Here is a 16,263-nt window from a genome sequence, read left to right as displayed (position 1 = left end):
ATCTATCAGCCTGTTGGTTAACGTGTTTAGCGACTTATTTTTTCTGAAGTTTGAACGGGAGGGGTAGTAGCCAGTTGCTTGGCAACACTGGGGCGGATTGTTGTTGTCTGATTCAGTGTTTTGTACACGTTCAGAGTTTCAGTAGTAATATCATCCCAGTTATGGTGCTGCTGAACGTATTTTTGCGCTCGATTTGCCATTGCAGCTAGTGCTTCGGGATGGGCGATCGCTCGCTCTAAAGTCTGGGTGCAATCTGTTACGTTGCCAGCCCCGAACAGCAATCCCCGATCTTGAGCAATTAATTGCTGGTGGGCGGGAATATCGCTGGCAACGACTGGTACGCCTTCTTGCATGGCTTCTAGCATGGCTAGGGGTAGTCCTTCCAAATCGGAAGGGAGAGTAAAACATCCCGCCCCACGCACGATTTCTGCTAGTTTTTGTCCGCGAAGTTCTCCTGTAAAGACAATGTTAGGGTTGTTATTAGCGAGTTCTGATAACTCGGTGGCAAAGGCATTAGTATCGCTTGTCCCACCGACGAGAACGAGTTTCCAGTCACGCGGCTTTAGCTTTTGAAAAGCTTGAATTAGCAAGTCTGGACGCTTTTCCGGTACGAGTCTGCCGACATAGGTAATATATTTGCCTGGAGTCAGTCCTAAGGAAGTACCGTAGGCAAAACTACCATCTGTAGGAGCGTATCTGGCAGGTCCATTGGGGATGTAAACCGTTTCGCGATTATATGTCTGTTTGAAATAGGTGCGCAGTTCGTCAGAGACGACGACAATTCCATCTGCAAATCGTGCTGCGGCTCGTTCGCCTGCATATAAGATGCGGCTGGAGATTTTACCCCACTTTGCCCGCTGCCAATCTAAGCCCTGGCAGGTGACAACGACTTTGGCAGTGGAGGCAAATTTCGGCAACCAACTAAATACCGAGGGTCCGAGAGCGTGGAAATGAATGATGTCGTATTGACTACCGCTTGCCGCGATCGCCCCTAGTAGGGAAGTGAAAAAGGCATCTGCTCCTCTTAGCTGCAAACAGGGCAAGGAAATAACTCTCACCCCTTTATATTTATACTGTTCCAGCCAGGAAGAACCTAGATAAGAGGAGCGGGCAAACAGGTCTACGGAATGATTGCGTTCCACCATCCGGGGATACATTTCTTGGCAGTAATGTTCGATACCACCTTGGTTGGCGGGCAATCCTTTAGCACCAATAACGGCTATTCTCATGCAAAGTGTGTCTGTTAAATCTACGTGTGTTTGGGTATAAAGCCAGTCGTCTCTAGATTGGCTTAGAAGACTAGCTGGCTTGCTGCATTCAATTTGTCGATCTTTTTTGTCCTTACTCGTTCCAATGAGTCAATTGTTGAATCTTGAGCTTTCCCTTAGAAACTATGGGCGAGGCAAATTTTGTTGGCTAGTATAAGAGTGGACTCCTGATATTTACGTGTGTTTGGGAGCCTAGCGGTCTTTAGATTGGCATCGGAGACCGCTTCTTTTGCCACAGGTGCGGCAAGTTGATTCGGGTCGTATCTTATCCCTGTCATACTTCCTCATCCATAGGTTGACCAGCTAGACAAAACTTGTAGACACACCAGATGCTAACTGACGCTGTTCCCAGCGCACCCACATATTTTGATACACATCACTGACAATTTGACGCACCCCGTATGGTGCAGCAGTCCGCACGCAAGCTTCGATTGTATAATTTTTATCTCGTGAAAGGATCTGACTTATGGCAGAGGCGATCGCTTCTGGCGTGCGTTCTTGACAAACGATCCCGCTACCTGAACTCAGTAATTTAGGTGTTTCTCCACAATCTGTAGTAACTACTGGCGTACCGCAAGCTAAAGCTTCTAGTGCTACTAGCGGTAAGCCTTCGTAGGCGCTCGTTAACACAAAGGCGCTACAAACTTGTTGCAGCTTTGCGAGTTGGGTTGGTGGAACCGCGCCTAACAGAGTCACTTGCTGAGATAGATCTAATCGAGCAATCTCCGCTTTTACTGTCTCGGCTAGTTCTCCCGCACCTGCAATTAGGAGGTGCAGGTTTGGCTGCTGCATAGTAAACAGCGATCGCACCAACAAAACGGGATCTTTTTGCGGGTGCAAGCGTCCGGCAAATAATAAAAAACGAGTATCTGTCGATTTTCCCATTCGCGCTGCTAAAGCGCATCTTCCTTCCTCTCGTTGCTCGGGAGAAAGCGGATAAAATACTCCATTATCTACCGGATTTTTGATGTATTTGATTCGTCCGCTTAATTTAGCATAACGCTGTTGATAAAGCTTGACTGATTCCGTATTACACGATAATACTTCGGCGAATTGCTTTATTAATAGTCCTTCTAGCGCAAAATAGCCTGCCGGAAAATATCGCCATAAGATTGCCTTCTTATTATCCTTGGCAGTCATTTGCTGGCGAATATCATTGTGAATAAAAAGAGTCTTATCTCCCTGCCAATTAAGCGAGGCTAGCGTTGGTTCGATTCGATGAAAGTGCATAAAATCTGAGGCGAAGTTATGCTGCAATAACGCTACGGTGTATTTTACCGTGGTTGGCAGCAAACCTCTAACATCATCATTATCTACGGTAAGCAAAGGGAAAAACTGGATCGCCCTTCCCTCCAACTCTGCTTCTTGCCACTTTCGAGCAGAGAAATTAGCTCGATCTGAAGTTCCTACAACTCTGACATCAAACTCGCTAGCAGCATATTTGATAAAGTATCGAATGACTGTTTGAATGCCTCCTATGCTGGGAAACCAGGGATTAAACTGATAAAAAATGGTTAAAACTGGTTTTCGCATTCTGGTTTGCTTCAAAAGCTAAATTTTTCGTCTATTTTACTTTGCGTTATAAAATTTATACTAATTTAATACATTAGGTCAAGTTAAGAACGTCACATACTCGATCGGCAGTCGTTATTTTTCGCTCTGCTGCAATCTCCTACCATGCCTTTTGCCTTACGGCTAATTTTGTCGCTACGAAACATGACAGAATTTTGCAGGTTTCTCAACCTAAATGAGCTTTAACAGCAACAGATAGTCTAGTCTTCTCCAGCAAGAAGTTTTTTCTGAAAACAGAGTTTTGGGGTTACGTGCTTTCGTGTTTAAGGACGAACAGGTTGAAGACTGAAATTAACAATATTTTTAGCTCATGTAGATTTATACTAGATTTGCCATACCAGAAGCAATCCATGATTGATTAATATTTTTAAACTGAGAGCCGCTACTACTGGCAAAAGTACTTGTTTAGCTTATGTCTAGCTAAAAATGGATGGGCTACATCAAATTATCTGAAATCAAGTGAAAAACTAGCAAAAGTGAGTCCAACTGCCTTGGGAGTAGCTCTATTGCACAGTTAGGTCGTTAAGATAGAAGACTGGTTTTCGCATGTGCTAACTCTTTTGAGTTGAGTGACATCATATGCCCTCTACTAGACAGTTTCCGCGTCCGTTTCCCTGGTTGGCGATCGCTATGGTTGCAGTGTTTGCATTCAGCGCTGGCTTGCGGTTTTGGCAATTGAGTCGATTCAATACACTAGTCTTTGATGAAGTGTATTATGCAAAATTTGCAAACAACTATCTGACGCAAACACAATTTTTCAACGCTCATCCACCACTTAGTCAATACATTATCGCGATCGCAATGTGGTTGGGCGAACACATGCCGATCGACCGAGATATAGTTAATGGACTGACGGGTTCTTTGCATTCTCCTTGGAGTTATCGCTGGCTGAATGCGTTAACAGGCTCGTTCGTGCCGCTAGTTGTTGGGGGAATTGCCTATCAATTGAGCGATCGCCGCAGTTATGCTGTAATTGCAGCCATCTTCGCCGCCGCCGATGGGTTATTTCTAGTCGAATCTCGCTACGCCCTGAACAATATATATTTAGTCATCTTAGGGCTACTTGGGCATTGGTTTTTGTTAATAGCATTGAAAGCCCCTAAAAAAAAGCGCTACTTGTGGCTTACTCTAGCTGGAACAGGTTTCGGTGCATCAGCTGCAATTAAATGGAACGGCTTAGGTTTCTTATTAGGAGTGTATTTGTGTTGTATCGTAGTTTGGATTGTGAAGTGGGGAAGGGAGCAGAGAACAGGGAGGGACAAGGGGGACAAGGGAGCAACTACCAACTACCAACTACCAATTACCAACTACCAATTACCGACTTCCTTAGAAATAGCCTTTTACCTGGGAATTATCCCCGTTGCCATCTACAGTATCAGTTGGATTCCTCACCTCATGCTCAATCCCACACCTAACTTTTGGGAAATGCAGCGCGAGATCTTGTTCTATCACCAGCGCATCGGTAGTAGTGCAAACGTGCATCCATATTGTTCTCGCTGGTACACCTGGCTGTTGATGTTGCGTCCGGTTGCCTATTTTTACAAAACTACCATTTCTCTTGATGAATCAGTACCAGTCGTGGGACCACCTCTACCAGAAGCGAGTGCAGAAGTCATCTACGACGTACACGCAATGGGAAATCCGATCTTATGGTGGTTCTCCGCTGTTGCAATTTTGTATGCTGTTTGGGTAGTTGTTAAAAGTGCAATAACTTCGTTCGGCTTTGCTAACGTATTGACAAGTTGCGATCGATATCGCGATCGCAATATTTGGATTTATCTGTATTTTTGTGTCAATTGGTTGGCTAATCTTTTACCGTGGATGCGGGTGACGCGCTGCACGTTTCTGTACCACTACATGGGTGCTTCGGTGTTTGCTACGCTAGCCTTGGCTTGGATCGTCGATCGATGGTTGCGCAGTTACCACAGAAACCTACGGCTGTTAGGCGTAACGGCAATATTTTTAATTCTGATTGCTTTTGTCTTCTGGATGCCCCTTTATTTAGGTCTACCGCTGTCTCCTGAAGGTTATCGTTGGCGGATGTGGTTGCCGTCTTGGGTTTAACTTTTAGCAACTAGTGAGTCATTAGAGATCGATTATCGATCGCAATTCTGTCAACAATCGACCATTAACCATCAATTTATCACCATCATCGCTTGGAGAACAAAGCCCGATACACGGGTTTCCCGCGCGACAGGGTAGACTTTTCTCTTTCCGTGGCTACGGGTAAGGAATTTTTTGATAACCATTCTCGATTTTGGATCTGAAATGCAGTATGGGCAAGAAAGCGATCGCGCATTTCTGTGGCGATTGCCTCCACATCTGATTGTAAAAATACGATTCCCCCAGGAATGAGATATTTGGCGATTTCTTCTACCAACTCCGGTTGTACGACTCGCCGTTTAGCATGGCGATTTTTAAACCAAGGATCGGGAAACTGAATCGTGACACGCTGCAATACTCCTTTTGGTAAAGAACTAAGAATAGGTAACAGCGAATTATTCACATTACAAAATAGGTATTGCAAATTGGTCAATCCCAATTCATCCCGCCATTTATTTGCCTCTTCTACTAACGGTTCCCGAATTTCCAGTCCGAGGAAATTCCAACTAGACTCTAGCTGCGCCATCTTTAACACAAAACGTCCCTTGCCGCAACCAATATCTAGATGTAGCGGTTGGGTAGGCAGAGCAAATATCTTATCCCACTCTGGCGGATTAACCGGAGTTTGATATTTATTAGCTAACGGATTGACGTGCTGACGAACGCGAATAACCACAAGTTTAGGGAGCAGGGAGCAGGGAGCAGAGGGGCAGAAGGGGACAAGGGGGACAAGGGGGACAAGGGGGACAAGGAAGCAATTCTGGTTCCACTAGCCACCAGTCACTAGTCACTGATAACTGATAACTGGTCACTGTTCCCTACATATAGTAAAAACAGAGGTATACCCGTGTAGAAAGGTACTATTGCCCACAGGACCGATTTCACCGTTGCAGAAAAAGCCACCCAAGGGTAGACCTGGTAAGTATTGGCGGAATAGTTGGGAATCGAAATTAGCTTTACCATAGAGTCCTTCACCTCTGCCCAGACAGGAGAACATCAGCGCTCCAGCTGCAGCAGGAGAAGATTGAGTTTGAATTTGATAGCGTTGCAACAAATATTCTAAGTCTTCCGCTGAGGTATTGGCATCGCGTAAATGAAACTGAATGCGCTGTCCTGGACGAATGCGATCGCCAATCGCAATTGCGCCAAACTTCGGGTCTACTCCTAGTAAGTTACGGATGAGAAAGTCTCCCTGTTCTAAATCTTGCTTGAATTCGTCCCGCGCTACACCGATGAATAAGGAGTTTTGTGCCAACTCGCGATCGTCTTCGCTCAAGCCTTCCAATATATCTCGCAACACTGTCAAGGGGGGTTGAGCTTCTAGTTCTAAGACGATATTGCGATCGCAAGCGCCGATCTGATAAGGTTTGCCAATCGGACGACAACCTTGCGCCACAATAGTTTCCAACACGACATTTCCGCTTAAAGCAACACCGACTGCCCCTTCGCGGTAGACTTTATCGTTGAAAAACAAATTGATTCGTCCACCCATTTGACTACTGCTAGCAAGTCCGCCAACAGTCACCGAACCAGGATAAGTAAAGTCTAGTCCTGCGAGTAAATCGTTGATTTGAGATGAAAATGGCTCGGCTAGCAAAATGAATTGCGGTGTAGGAGATGCAGGAATGCCCAAAAGCTCCTCCCAGGTATTAGGAGAGCTATCTAAGTCAGGCAGTTCCTCTGAGACGATATGAAACGGCGTGACTTGTACGCCAGGAAGATGTGCTAGCGTCAAGCTCAGAGCTGGTAAATCTTCTGTTTCTTGAGTCTGTTTCTGCCCATCCATCCCAATAATTCCACCACCGCTACAGCCAATTAGCACTGGGATGGATATGCGTTCTTTCAGCAAAGGCAGCAGGCGAGAATATTCGCTGGTAAAAGCCGACGAAATAAAGACTATACCTAGATCTATTGGTGCTTGTAAAGCAGAAGTTGCCACTTCCACAACTTCCGCCACCGCAGCCTCTAAAGAAGGGCGAGTTGATAGGGCGTTTGCCCACTGCATTTTATCTGCCATGAGTTCTACCATCCCTTCTCGATCTAGATTTATGCATCATTTCATCTAAAATTATGGCAATCGATCTTCCTTACAAGCATCTTACTTCAGTTATCAGTTATCAGTTATCAGTGAGGAAAGGGTGTAGGGTGTGGGGTGTGGGGTGTAGTAAGTGGTATTTTTGCTCCCTCAGCCCCCTTGTTCCCCTTGTCCCCCTTGTCCCCCTTGTTCTCCTGCCCTTCTGCTCCTCTACCTACTTGTTTCCATAGGGACGCGGATAGGGTTTGAGCAGATTTTTTGCCTGGTAGATGTGAAAAGTATCTATAGTTGCTCCGCCACGCTTGATGGGTACAGTGCCAATTTTTTCAATCGATTGGAAGTAAAGATTGTAGCGATCGAGAAATTTTTGGTCTTGGACGAAAAGATTGTTAGTTACGTACAAAGCATCTTTACCAATCCATTCGTCAGGCTTTGACCAAAATGCAAAACCCCTCAAATCGCGATCGAAGGTTGTTATTGGTGTTGACGCGAGAGGAGCCAAAGCCATCCCTATTTGTCCGGCGAGATAATAACGATTGGTAAATACAAAGCTGGAATTTTGTAAAGCAGAGAGTAAAACTGGTGATGTGGCAAATCTCTGTCTCAACTGCTGAATGTCGAATATTTGAATCGAAGGATCGTCTTCTGGGGGGACAAATCCGCCAAATAAAGCATACTGACTCGGTTTTTGTAGGGTTCCAGTTGTTACGTGCAGCAATGCAAAAAGCAAGAGACTGCTAAGTGTAATCCCCGTTCCCCACAGCCAGCGACGTACCCAGCGAGGGTGTGCGCTCTTCCAGACTGTTGCTGCTTGCCCTAACAACAAAGTAGCTCCCCAAAATCCAGGTGTAGCCCAAGTTGGTAAGATTTGTTTGTATCCTCCTAACCAAGTAAAACCTAAGATTAGAGGTAAAGAAACCCAGAGAATTAAGATTTCGCGATCGCTACCAGTCACTATTCCTCGTTCCCCGTTCCCCGTTCCCTTAAACTTCGATCGAGACAACTTTACGAACAAATTTTTGAAAAATGTCTTTAAGCTAATCCACCATAAAGGAAGTCCTAATGTGGGAAATAAATAGCCAATTCCAGATAAGAAAGTCACAAATAAATCTAAAAAATTGTATCCTCCCGAGGGAATTCCCCGCCGTGATTGAAAGCGGAAAGACACCCATTCATGCTGGTTATTCCAAATCAAGATGGGAGAAATTGCCAAGCAAAATAATCCTACTCCGAGCAGAGTCCAAGGAGAATATAAGGCAGAACGATAACGGGAACGAGTCAGACAAAAGCCAATTAGCCCCAGTCCTAAAATAAAACCGTGGTATTTGCTTAAGCAGGCTAAACCAACAAGTAAGCCCAGAATTGCTAAACGATAGCTGGGTTTGTATCTTTTAGGTCGATATTTTTCTTGTTTGTTAGGAAAAAATTCTCGGCTAGCGCAGTATAAACTAGCCGTCCAAAAAAAGATTAAAGGACTATCTGGTAAAGTTAAAACACCGAAACCAATTTGAAAAATTGGCACGAGGGAGGCGATCGCGAGGGCAAATATTCCGGCTGAAGGCGAAAATAATCTCGCACCAATTAAATACAGTAAAAATAGAGAACCTGTATGTAAAATTAATGTTCCTAACCGAATAGTAAACTGAGAAACTTCCCCTATTAACCAGCAACCAAAACCCGTAATAAGAGCCACTAAAGGCGGATGATCGAAATAGCTTAAATCTAAATTTAACGTGTAGAGAAAGTAATAAGCTTCGTCAAAACCAGGATAAAGCAAAATTGCAATGATTATCCTAAATATCAGTCCTCCAATTAATAAAGCTGCTACTTTTTGGTCATTTGTCATTTGTCATTTGTCATTTGTCATTTGTCAGCGACCAATTACCCATTACCTAACTCGAAGCAGTTGATAAATTCCAGCCTGACTAATTGGTTCGGATTGCTGGGATGTCAAACCCGTTTTCGATAAAGCTTTACTAGGGACAATTAATAACACTGACTTAGTATCCGACTGTCGATCGCTCAGAATTTGCCGAATCTTGCGCGAAGTCCGGGACGATCGCAGAACGTATGTAACGGGATGTTGGGTATAAAATACTAAACTGGGTTTGGGAAATCCCTTAGACAGCATAACTAATTCTTCCCCAGGCTGGCGAACTTGGGTAACAGCTTGGGCTAACTGACGTAGGGGAAGTTGTCGTTCGAGATCGACTAAATGAGAGAAGGGAAATGCTACGATAATCAAAAAAGCAACAAATCCAATTAAGTTAACTCCCCAGAGGCGATGATGTTGGCGTTTGAGTACCAAAATTAAACAGGCGATCGCGCTGCTTAACCAAATCGCCGCTCCCATAATTGGTAGAGTCGCCTGTTGTATGCGTGCGCCAATATTAGGCATAGAAGGATCGTCTTCTAGCCAGTTAGGGCTGTAATAGCTGGCAAATGCGAGAACAATCAAGAAAATTAGGTTAGCAACGCAACTAAGTTTAAAACCCCACCCAGGACGGCGGAAATTTTGCGTTTGAGCAATGCGATCGCTCCACCATAAAGCCACAATAATGCTAGCCGCAGGCATTAATGGCAAGGTATAGCTAAAATATTTCGTTGCCGCAATGGTAAAGAAGCCCAAGACTCCCACAAACCAAAATAGGGCAAATAAGCCGAGATGGTGCGATCGCGGTCGATCTTGCCAGTGTTGGCGCTGTAAAGGCTGAATCCGGGCGATCGCCACTGGTAAATAAATCGACCAAGGAGCAAAACCCAATAAAACGACAATAAAGTGAAAATACCAAGGTCCCTGGTGTTCGTTGACGACGCTAGTAAACCGCTCGAAATTGTGAACGCCAAAGAAGGAATCAATATAAGCTTCGCCATTTGCCAGCGTGACGAGAATATACCAAGGTACGGTAATAGCTAATATCAGCGCCATCCCGCGCAGCCAAGACATTTCTCGCAAGACTTCTCTAACTTTGCCTAGATAAAATAAAAAGCTGAAAATAATCAATCCTGGCAAGACAATTCCCACTGGTCCCTTAGTTAAGACAGCTAGGGCAATCAGAATGTAAAAAACCAAATACCATCGCGATCGCACCTGTGGCATTTCTGTTTGAGCGTACCCCAGAAAAAAAGCCAACAGTCCGCCGCCAAAACAAGCGCTCAATAACATATCTGAGTAGCCCAAGCGTCCAAAGAAGAAAGTCAAAGGATGCAGGGCGAGCATAGTTGCCCCCAAACCCGCCGTCAACCATAATTGACTCGGACTAGAGAGCCGATTTTTCACTGGGAGAAATTCTTTTTTTGCCCTGGCTGCAATGCCATAACGCTTCAGGACGTAGAAGCAAAAACTGACTAGACACAATCCCGCGATCGCCGAAGGAAGTCGCGCCGCCCATTCGTTGACTCCTAAAGCGTGAAAGGCGATCGCGATCGACCAATATATTAGAGGTGGTTTATCAAATCGCGTCTCGCCATTGAAATAGGGCGTGATCCAATCTCCCGTCACCGTCATTTGGCGGGCAGCTTCTACAAACAAAGGTTCTGTCTCATCCAGCAGCCCGTTGCTCCCTAAGCGCCAGAAAAAAGCCATTCCTCCTAGTAGCAACAGCCAGATAATAGCTAACAGCCAAGCTAAGGCTGTCCGATCCGATCTGTTTTGCAGCCAATGGTCAAGGCTGCGAGCCAAACTCAGTTTCATGCGATCGTGCGGTCAAACGACTCGTATGAGTGGTCGTGTTTAATTGTAGTAGGGAGTGGGGTGACAGTGACCAGTGACCAGTTATCAGTTATCAGTTATCAGTGACCAGTAAATAGGGTGTGGGGTGTGGGGTGTGGGTAATGGGTAATGGGTAATGGGTAATGGGTAATGGGTAATTGGTGGTTGGTAGTTGCTCCCTCAGCCCCCTCAGCCCCCTCAGCTCCGCGACTCTCTCTTATCCCGACTCCCGATTTAAGGCAGTAAAACTAACTGCCACTCAGAAGTTTTGCGATCTAAAACTGGTGTTGGTGTCTCGCCTACGACATATGGACCCCAATAACGACGCGATCCATCTTCGGCGAAGGCAACGATGATATCTCCTTTTTTCAGCTTTAGGTTGCCTTGAGGTAGGGATAAGATTAATCCTTGGCTACCACCTTCTCCAGGTGCAAAGTCCCAATGGATGGGTTCGCTGTATTTATCCTTATTGGCTGTGGAATTCGTTTCAGACTGTCTTGCCAGTAACGCGACGCGCAAAGGTTGCTCGCTTTGATTGCTAACGCGCAAAGCCCCAGGAACGGGTGCTGCGGTTGGTACTTGTGGAGTTGACTGGGCTATGGTTGTACGTTCTACCCATCGCTCTGATGGTGTGGAAGCTGGTGGAACAGTGGCAGCACTGTTAGTTACGTCAGTTTCAGATGGGGAATTTATCGCTGATTTCCCTGGCAAGACTGCTGTATCCGATCCCATTGGTTCGACAGTAATCGAGACTTGAAACCACAGCAGTAATATTCCTACCAATCCCAATACACCCAATACAGATGCAATAATTACCGCAGGATAAGATACGGGAGATTTGGCGTTCATATTGTCTACAAATTAAAGATAATTTTTGAATTTAACGTGCGGTTTGGTGACTGAGTGGGATGCTATTTTTGGTAACTGGTTACTGTAAAACTGGTAACTGTTGCGATCGCTCCCTATTACTATTGAAACAGGCTTAAAGCTGGTATGTAATACGGCGAAGGAAATATTAGCTCAAATTTTGTTGTGTCATAGTTAGCAGCAACTTCAACAAATGCAAAATACTCGAATTAACGGGCTTTTAGGGGCAATTGCGGCAGCAACACAGCGCTGGTTTTTCAATCCTTGGCGGCGCTTATCTTTTTTAGTAGTCAGCTTGCTATTTGGCTTTTTCCTCGGTTCCGCTTTCTCCACCATAGCCGGACAAGCGGCTGATTGGGATATCATCGGCGCTGGGGTTTTAGTTGCTGGCAGCGAAATTATCGATCGCATTTATTACAACCGTATCTGGCAAGCAAGGCGCGGGTTGTGGCTTGAAGCACTAAACGCGCTCAAAATTGGTTTAACTTATAGTTTGTTCTTAGAGGCGTTTAAGTTAGGGTCTTGAATCAGTGACCAGTTATCAGGGAGCAGGGAGCAGGGAGCAGGGAGCAGGGAGCGCACGAGCAGTTATCAGTGACTTCTGACCAATGACCAATGACCAATGACCAATGACCAATGACCAATGACCAATCGCAGCTTTTACGCTCTTTTTACCCCACTTTTGAGCAGTTTTGTCAAAACACCCTTCACAAGCCACCACAGCAGTTAGAGGCGACGCTAAGGCGTTTGTGGCTACCTTTGGGTATGCAAATAGCGTCCTACCGTCAGGCGGAGTCGCATACTTTAATTCAAGGTATTTTGGGCGGACAGGGGACGGGAAAGACAACTCTAGCTAAAATACTTAGTCTAATTTTAGGACATTTGGGTTATCGAACTCTGAGTTTATCTCTTGATGATTTGTACAAGACTTATAGCGATCGCCTAGCCTTACAACAGCAAGACCCGCGTTTCATTTGGCGAGGTCCACCAGGGACTCACGATATTCAATTGGGTTTGCAGGTTTTGGAGCATTTGCGCCAATCCGATCTCGATTCACCCATTGCAATTCCTCGTTTTGATAAATCAGCTTGGCATGGTGCGGGCGATCGCGGTACACCTGAAATTGTGAATGGTGCTGATATTGTTCTATTTGAAGGTTGGTTTGTGGGAGTCAGACCGATCGATCCGAGCAATTTTGACAATCTACCGCCGCCGATTAATACTTTCGAGGATCGCCAATTTGCGATCGATATGAATACTCGATTGCAAGAATATTTACCTTTATGGGACAAACTAGACCGATTGATAATACTTTACCCAGTTGATTATCGTCTCAGTCAACAGTGGCGTAAAGATGCCGAGCATCAAATGATAGCAACAGGCAAAACAGGAATGACAGATTTACAAATCGAGCAATTTGTAGAATATTTTTGGAAAGCACTTCACCCAGATTTATTTATTCAACCCTTAATTCAAGACTCCCAACGAGTAGATTTAGTGATAGAAATTAACCGCGATCGGTCTATTGGCAAGATTTATCGTCCTATTTCCCAACATAGATGAACGCAGACTAAGGATCTCTTTGTGTCTTTACTTTGCGCCTTTGCGTCTTTGCGCGACACAAAAAAAGACCTTACTTCCCTCCTTGAATCTGCCTTACCAAATCGTAAAAAGGCTGCCAATCATCCTCATTTGTAATCGCCTCCCAAACCGATTCTATAACAGGTCTTAGCAAAGCAAACTTAGGATTAACTTGATGCAATCTCAGAGAAACATTATCCATCTCTTCCCGAGAAAGTTGACCTAAAATTTGATGATAAAGTTTCCGCCATTCATCCCAATAATCCAACGGTAAGACATCCACCAAAAATAAAATTGAATTAACATCCTCGCGCCAAATAGGTGAAAAGCTTTCAGTTAATTGAATAAAGAATTGATGGTAAGAAACCTGAGTGTCTTTCAGTAATCTCAACGTCAATTGCAACAGCCGATCTAATTCCGATGAATTTGTTGCAGTAGTCAACCCCAACTTTTGTAGCATCAAACTTCGATAGGCGATCGCATAACATTCATCAAATTTCGCTAATCCATCTGCCAAATCGTCCGCCTCAATTACCGCTTTCAACGGCTTCTGAAGCATTGCCAAATTCCACTGACAAATATTTGGCTGTTGTCCGTAACAGTAACGCCTGGAATAGTCAAAATAAGCCGCAGTAAATAGCGGATCGTAGGTAGGAATGAAAGCATAGGGACCGTAATCAAAACTTTCACCCGTAATCGACATATTATCCGTATTCAAGACCCCATGACAAAACCCAGCCGCCATCCACTGAGCAGTTAATTCCGCCACTCGCTGGACTAGTTCGGCATAAAATAGGGCATAGGCATCAGGTTTACCCCAAAGATGCGGATAATAATATTCGATCGCGTGGTCTACAAGTTTCTTAATTAAATCTGCACGTTTGAGATAGTGCAAGCGTTCAAACGTACCAAAACGAATGTGCGATCGGCTAAATCTTACCATCACCGAAGATCGCGTCGGGGAAGGTTCATCACCGCGCCACAGTTGTTCCCCCGTCTCAACCAAACTGAAACAGCGAGAAGTCCGCACGCCCATGTAATGCAAAGCCTCTGCTGCTAAAACTTCCCGCACCCCGCCTTTAAGAGTCAACCTACCATCGCCGCCACGGGAATAAGGAGTTGTGCCACTCCCTTTCGTGCCAAAATCGTAGAGTTCGCTATCTACACCGCGCACTTGACCGTAAAGAAAACCCCTCCCATCACCCAAAAACGGGTTATACTCACCAAACTGATAGCCGTGGTAGCGGAGTGCCAGTAAAGGTTCTCGTCCTTGAAATTTACCAAAAGCCTCAATAAAATCTGTATCTTTTACTGCTGCGGGATCTAGTCCAATGTGAGGTAATAGGCGATCGCTACGATAGCGCAAAACATGTTGGGGAAATTCGGCGGCGCTAACTTCATCAAAATAATCGTCGCCGAGGGATTCTAAAGCGGGTTCGTAGTCGAGGGACAGAAAAGGATTGGGTCTACTATTCATTACCAGCAGGTTGAATGAGCTGCATAGTCTATTGTTGCATCTAGACTTGTAGGTATTTCTTCCTTTTGTCCGATCTAAACGCAGAGCTTAGATTGTACGATCGGTTAAAGAATATGGTTGTAGTTGCTTGTATTCAATGATGAGTGACTGCCCTGTTCGTTTGCCACAGGCAAGTAGAGCGAGTCAAAGAGTGCTTTACACCTCGCTTACAGAATAAACCTTTAACAATTGCTTTTGACAATTGCGAAGGTTTCCTATACTGAGAAGAGGAACACTGGACTATTTTATATCTATGAGCAACATCCAAGATGAAATCGAACAAGCAAGAGAGCAAGCCAGACAAGCTTGTGAAACCAGCGGTGACGATTCTGTTGATTGCGCAGTAGCTTGGGACACAGTAGAAGAACTACAAGCTGAGGCTTCCCACAAACGGCAAGTCAAGCCCAAAAATTCTCTAGAGAAATACTGTGACGATAACCCTGAAGCTGCTGAATGCCGCCTTTACGACGATTAAAGTTCGAGTTAGCATTACCGAACATTAACTTAAATAGCAACAAAGATAACTTTTCTGTATCCTTTGTTGCTATTTTTCATCAAATCATTGGCACTTAGCGATTAGCAATTATTATTGTTATCGGTGGTTGAATACATAAACCTTAGTCCTCGATCTCTAGCCTCCGATATATGCAAAGCGATATTTGGTTTCGACCGTTAATTTGGATGGATTTTCGCCTAGCGCTGTTATTTACCGTCATAGCGCCATTGGTTTTGATTATCTGGGCTTTCGTACGAAAAGTACAACCCATGCAACACCTGCTAGCAATTTACTGGCGGGTGGCGAGTTTGCTAGCGATCGCATTGTACGTGTCCATCGCACCATTCCAGGTGGGATTCCTTGCCGGATTGATGTCACGCATTCTCATTCCCCTGTCCCTCTGGTTTTGGATCGATTTGAACGAAGAAATTGAAGATTCGCCAGGTAGTGCTTTGAAACTCAGCTTTAACGCTTGGCGCTGGGCAGTGACGCTTTACTGTATCATCGGCGCGATCGCTCAATTACCGAGTTTGCAGTGTGCCTTCTCAGATACGTTCCTGCAAGATCCGTTGTGTCAAGCTTGGCTGGAAGTTCCTTTGGTTTATAAAGATATCTTTCATCCCAACACGCAAGCAGGTTTCCTCGGCGTTATTGGTGGCATGGGTTTAGTTGTTTACGTCCTGTACTTAATCTATTTTGTTTTCCTTAAACTAGGTAAACAAGGACGATTTGCAGTCAGACAATGATAGATTCTGTAGGAAAACGGCTAGAAAAATATTCGGCGATCGCTAAGCAAGAGGTTTTGATCGTCACTGTGGAGATTGATGGTGTTAGCGATCGCATTGCGATCTTTAAAGGTTTCTCCAGTTCGTTAACCAGTCCTACAGCCTTCGATCCAGACGTTCCAGTCATTCCAGATACGGCGAGGATTGTGGCGATCGATCGCGTTGCCAGTCCCTACAATCCTCAGTCTCCTCAGTACATTCAGCAGGGGCTGACTTGGAAGGAATTTCAACCGTTACTAACGGCGTTGGGGATATAGTGCTGCTTGCAGGCAAATTTAAGCAAACAAATTTAAATTTTGAATAAAATTACAACTTCCATCGCTCTTAC

The 16,263-nt window shown here is 44.9% G+C and carries 15 protein-coding genes; 7 read left to right on the top strand and 8 right to left on the bottom strand.

Annotated elements, in window-relative coordinates; translation table 11 throughout:
• Positions 1-26 precede the first annotated feature (26 nt).
• Together H6G17_RS06155 and H6G17_RS06150 are read right to left on the bottom strand one after the other, a co-directional pair.
• Positions 27-1,229, bottom strand: coding sequence for a glycosyltransferase family 4 protein (locus H6G17_RS06155; protein ID WP_192155203.1), 1,203 nt, complete (start codon positions 1,227-1,229; stop codon positions 27-29).
• A 342-nt stretch (positions 1,230-1,571) separates the two neighbouring features.
• Positions 1,572-2,801 (bottom strand): glycosyltransferase family 4 protein, encoded by a 1,230-nt coding sequence (locus H6G17_RS06150; protein ID WP_192155201.1) that lies wholly within the window; start codon positions 2,799-2,801, stop codon positions 1,572-1,574.
• A 618-nt stretch (positions 2,802-3,419) separates the two neighbouring features.
• Between H6G17_RS06150 and H6G17_RS06145 the strand changes: the two genes are divergently transcribed.
• Positions 3,420-4,904 (top strand): phospholipid carrier-dependent glycosyltransferase, encoded by a 1,485-nt coding sequence (locus H6G17_RS06145; RefSeq protein WP_192155196.1) that lies wholly within the window; start codon positions 3,420-3,422, stop codon positions 4,902-4,904.
• Between the two features lie 85 nt (positions 4,905-4,989).
• Here H6G17_RS06145 and trmB read toward each other — a convergent pair whose 3' ends face one another.
• The gene (trmB, locus tag H6G17_RS06140) at positions 4,990-5,619 is read right to left on the bottom strand and encodes a tRNA (guanosine(46)-N7)-methyltransferase TrmB (RefSeq protein ID WP_192155188.1); all 630 of its coding nucleotides are present in this window, start codon (positions 5,617-5,619) and stop codon (positions 4,990-4,992) included.
• Between trmB and H6G17_RS33920 the strand changes: the two genes are divergently transcribed.
• On the top strand, positions 5,596-5,730 hold the full coding sequence (locus tag H6G17_RS33920; protein WP_277875940.1) for a hypothetical protein: 135 nt from the start codon (positions 5,596-5,598) through the stop codon (positions 5,728-5,730). The genes trmB and H6G17_RS33920 overlap by 24 nt on opposite strands.
• A gap of 21 nt (positions 5,731-5,751) precedes the next feature.
• Here the strand turns inward: H6G17_RS33920 and H6G17_RS06135 are convergent, their stop codons facing one another.
• From H6G17_RS06135 to H6G17_RS06120, 4 genes are all read right to left on the bottom strand, one after another.
• Entirely contained in the window at positions 5,752-6,960 is a 1,209-nt protein-coding gene (locus H6G17_RS06135) for an FIST N-terminal domain-containing protein (protein WP_192155186.1), read from the bottom strand.
• Between the two features lie 232 nt (positions 6,961-7,192).
• Positions 7,193-8,824 (bottom strand): glycosyltransferase family 39 protein, encoded by a 1,632-nt coding sequence (locus H6G17_RS06130; protein ID WP_192155184.1) that lies wholly within the window; start codon positions 8,822-8,824, stop codon positions 7,193-7,195.
• Between the two features lie 42 nt (positions 8,825-8,866).
• Positions 8,867-10,672, bottom strand: coding sequence for a glycosyltransferase family 39 protein (locus H6G17_RS06125; protein ID WP_192155182.1), 1,806 nt, complete (start codon positions 10,670-10,672; stop codon positions 8,867-8,869).
• A gap of 252 nt (positions 10,673-10,924) precedes the next feature.
• Positions 10,925-11,539: a hypothetical protein gene (locus H6G17_RS06120; RefSeq protein ID WP_192155180.1), complete on the bottom strand. Its 615-nt coding sequence runs from the start codon at positions 11,537-11,539 to the stop codon at positions 10,925-10,927.
• 211 nt (positions 11,540-11,750) lie between these two features.
• On the opposite strand from H6G17_RS06120, the gene H6G17_RS06115 reads away from it, so the two are divergent.
• Together H6G17_RS06115 and H6G17_RS06110 are read left to right on the top strand one after the other, a co-directional pair.
• Positions 11,751-12,083 (top strand): DUF565 domain-containing protein, encoded by a 333-nt coding sequence (locus tag H6G17_RS06115; RefSeq protein WP_192155178.1) that lies wholly within the window; start codon positions 11,751-11,753, stop codon positions 12,081-12,083.
• Between the two features lie 110 nt (positions 12,084-12,193).
• The gene (locus H6G17_RS06110) at positions 12,194-13,120 is read left to right on the top strand and encodes a glycerate kinase (protein WP_192155175.1); all 927 of its coding nucleotides are present in this window, start codon (positions 12,194-12,196) and stop codon (positions 13,118-13,120) included.
• Positions 13,121-13,190: 70 nt separating this feature from the next.
• Here the strand turns inward: H6G17_RS06110 and H6G17_RS06105 are convergent, their stop codons facing one another.
• The gene (locus tag H6G17_RS06105; protein WP_192155173.1) at positions 13,191-14,615 is read right to left on the bottom strand and encodes a YdiU family protein; all 1,425 of its coding nucleotides are present in this window, start codon (positions 14,613-14,615) and stop codon (positions 13,191-13,193) included.
• 292 nt (positions 14,616-14,907) lie between these two features.
• Between H6G17_RS06105 and H6G17_RS06100 the strand changes: the two genes are divergently transcribed.
• From H6G17_RS06100 to H6G17_RS06090, 3 genes are all read left to right on the top strand, one after another.
• Positions 14,908-15,129, top strand: coding sequence for a Calvin cycle protein CP12 (locus H6G17_RS06100; protein WP_192155171.1), 222 nt, complete (start codon positions 14,908-14,910; stop codon positions 15,127-15,129).
• A 170-nt stretch (positions 15,130-15,299) separates the two neighbouring features.
• Complete coding sequence (locus tag H6G17_RS06095; RefSeq protein ID WP_192155169.1) at positions 15,300-15,896, top strand: DUF3177 family protein; 597 nt, start codon at positions 15,300-15,302, stop codon at positions 15,894-15,896.
• Positions 15,893-16,192, top strand: a complete 300-nt coding sequence (locus tag H6G17_RS06090; RefSeq protein WP_192155167.1) for a hypothetical protein — start codon at positions 15,893-15,895, stop codon at positions 16,190-16,192. Before H6G17_RS06095 ends, H6G17_RS06090 begins: the two co-directional genes overlap by 4 nt.
• The last annotated feature ends 71 nt before the right edge of the window (positions 16,193-16,263 follow it).

This window comes from Chroococcidiopsis sp. [FACHB-1243] (assembly GCF_014696895.1).
Taxonomy (GTDB): domain Bacteria; phylum Cyanobacteriota; class Cyanobacteriia; order Cyanobacteriales; family Chroococcidiopsidaceae; genus Chroococcidiopsis.
The sequence above is the reverse complement of the archived record's forward strand: the minus strand, read 5'-3'. Positions and strand labels throughout refer to the sequence as shown.

Excerpts from the sequence above, each read along its gene's own strand:
- H6G17_RS06125 (WP_192155182.1), bottom strand. The coding sequence starts at position 10,672 with ATGAAACTGAGTTTGGCTCGCAGCCTTGACCATTGGCTGCAAAACAGA.
- H6G17_RS06095 (WP_192155169.1), top strand. The coding sequence starts at position 15,300 with ATGCAAAGCGATATTTGGTTTCGACCGTTAATTTGGATGGATTTTCGC.
- H6G17_RS06130 (WP_192155184.1), bottom strand. The coding sequence starts at position 8,824 with ATGACAAATGACCAAAAAGTAGCAGCTTTATTAATTGGAGGACTGATA.
- H6G17_RS06120 (WP_192155180.1), bottom strand. The coding sequence starts at position 11,539 with ATGAACGCCAAATCTCCCGTATCTTATCCTGCGGTAATTATTGCATCT.
- H6G17_RS06105 (WP_192155173.1), bottom strand. The coding sequence starts at position 14,615 with ATGAATAGTAGACCCAATCCTTTTCTGTCCCTCGACTACGAACCCGCT.
- H6G17_RS06155 (WP_192155203.1), bottom strand. The coding sequence starts at position 1,229 with ATGAGAATAGCCGTTATTGGTGCTAAAGGATTGCCCGCCAACCAAGGT.
- H6G17_RS06150 (WP_192155201.1), bottom strand. The coding sequence starts at position 2,801 with ATGCGAAAACCAGTTTTAACCATTTTTTATCAGTTTAATCCCTGGTTT.
- H6G17_RS06110 (WP_192155175.1), top strand. The coding sequence starts at position 12,194 with ATGACCAATGACCAATCGCAGCTTTTACGCTCTTTTTACCCCACTTTT.
- H6G17_RS06090 (WP_192155167.1), top strand. The coding sequence starts at position 15,893 with ATGATAGATTCTGTAGGAAAACGGCTAGAAAAATATTCGGCGATCGCT.
- H6G17_RS06115 (WP_192155178.1), top strand. The coding sequence starts at position 11,751 with ATGCAAAATACTCGAATTAACGGGCTTTTAGGGGCAATTGCGGCAGCA.
- H6G17_RS06100 (WP_192155171.1), top strand. The coding sequence starts at position 14,908 with ATGAGCAACATCCAAGATGAAATCGAACAAGCAAGAGAGCAAGCCAGA.
- H6G17_RS06135 (WP_192155186.1), bottom strand. The coding sequence starts at position 6,960 with ATGGCAGATAAAATGCAGTGGGCAAACGCCCTATCAACTCGCCCTTCT.
- H6G17_RS06145 (WP_192155196.1), top strand. The coding sequence starts at position 3,420 with ATGCCCTCTACTAGACAGTTTCCGCGTCCGTTTCCCTGGTTGGCGATC.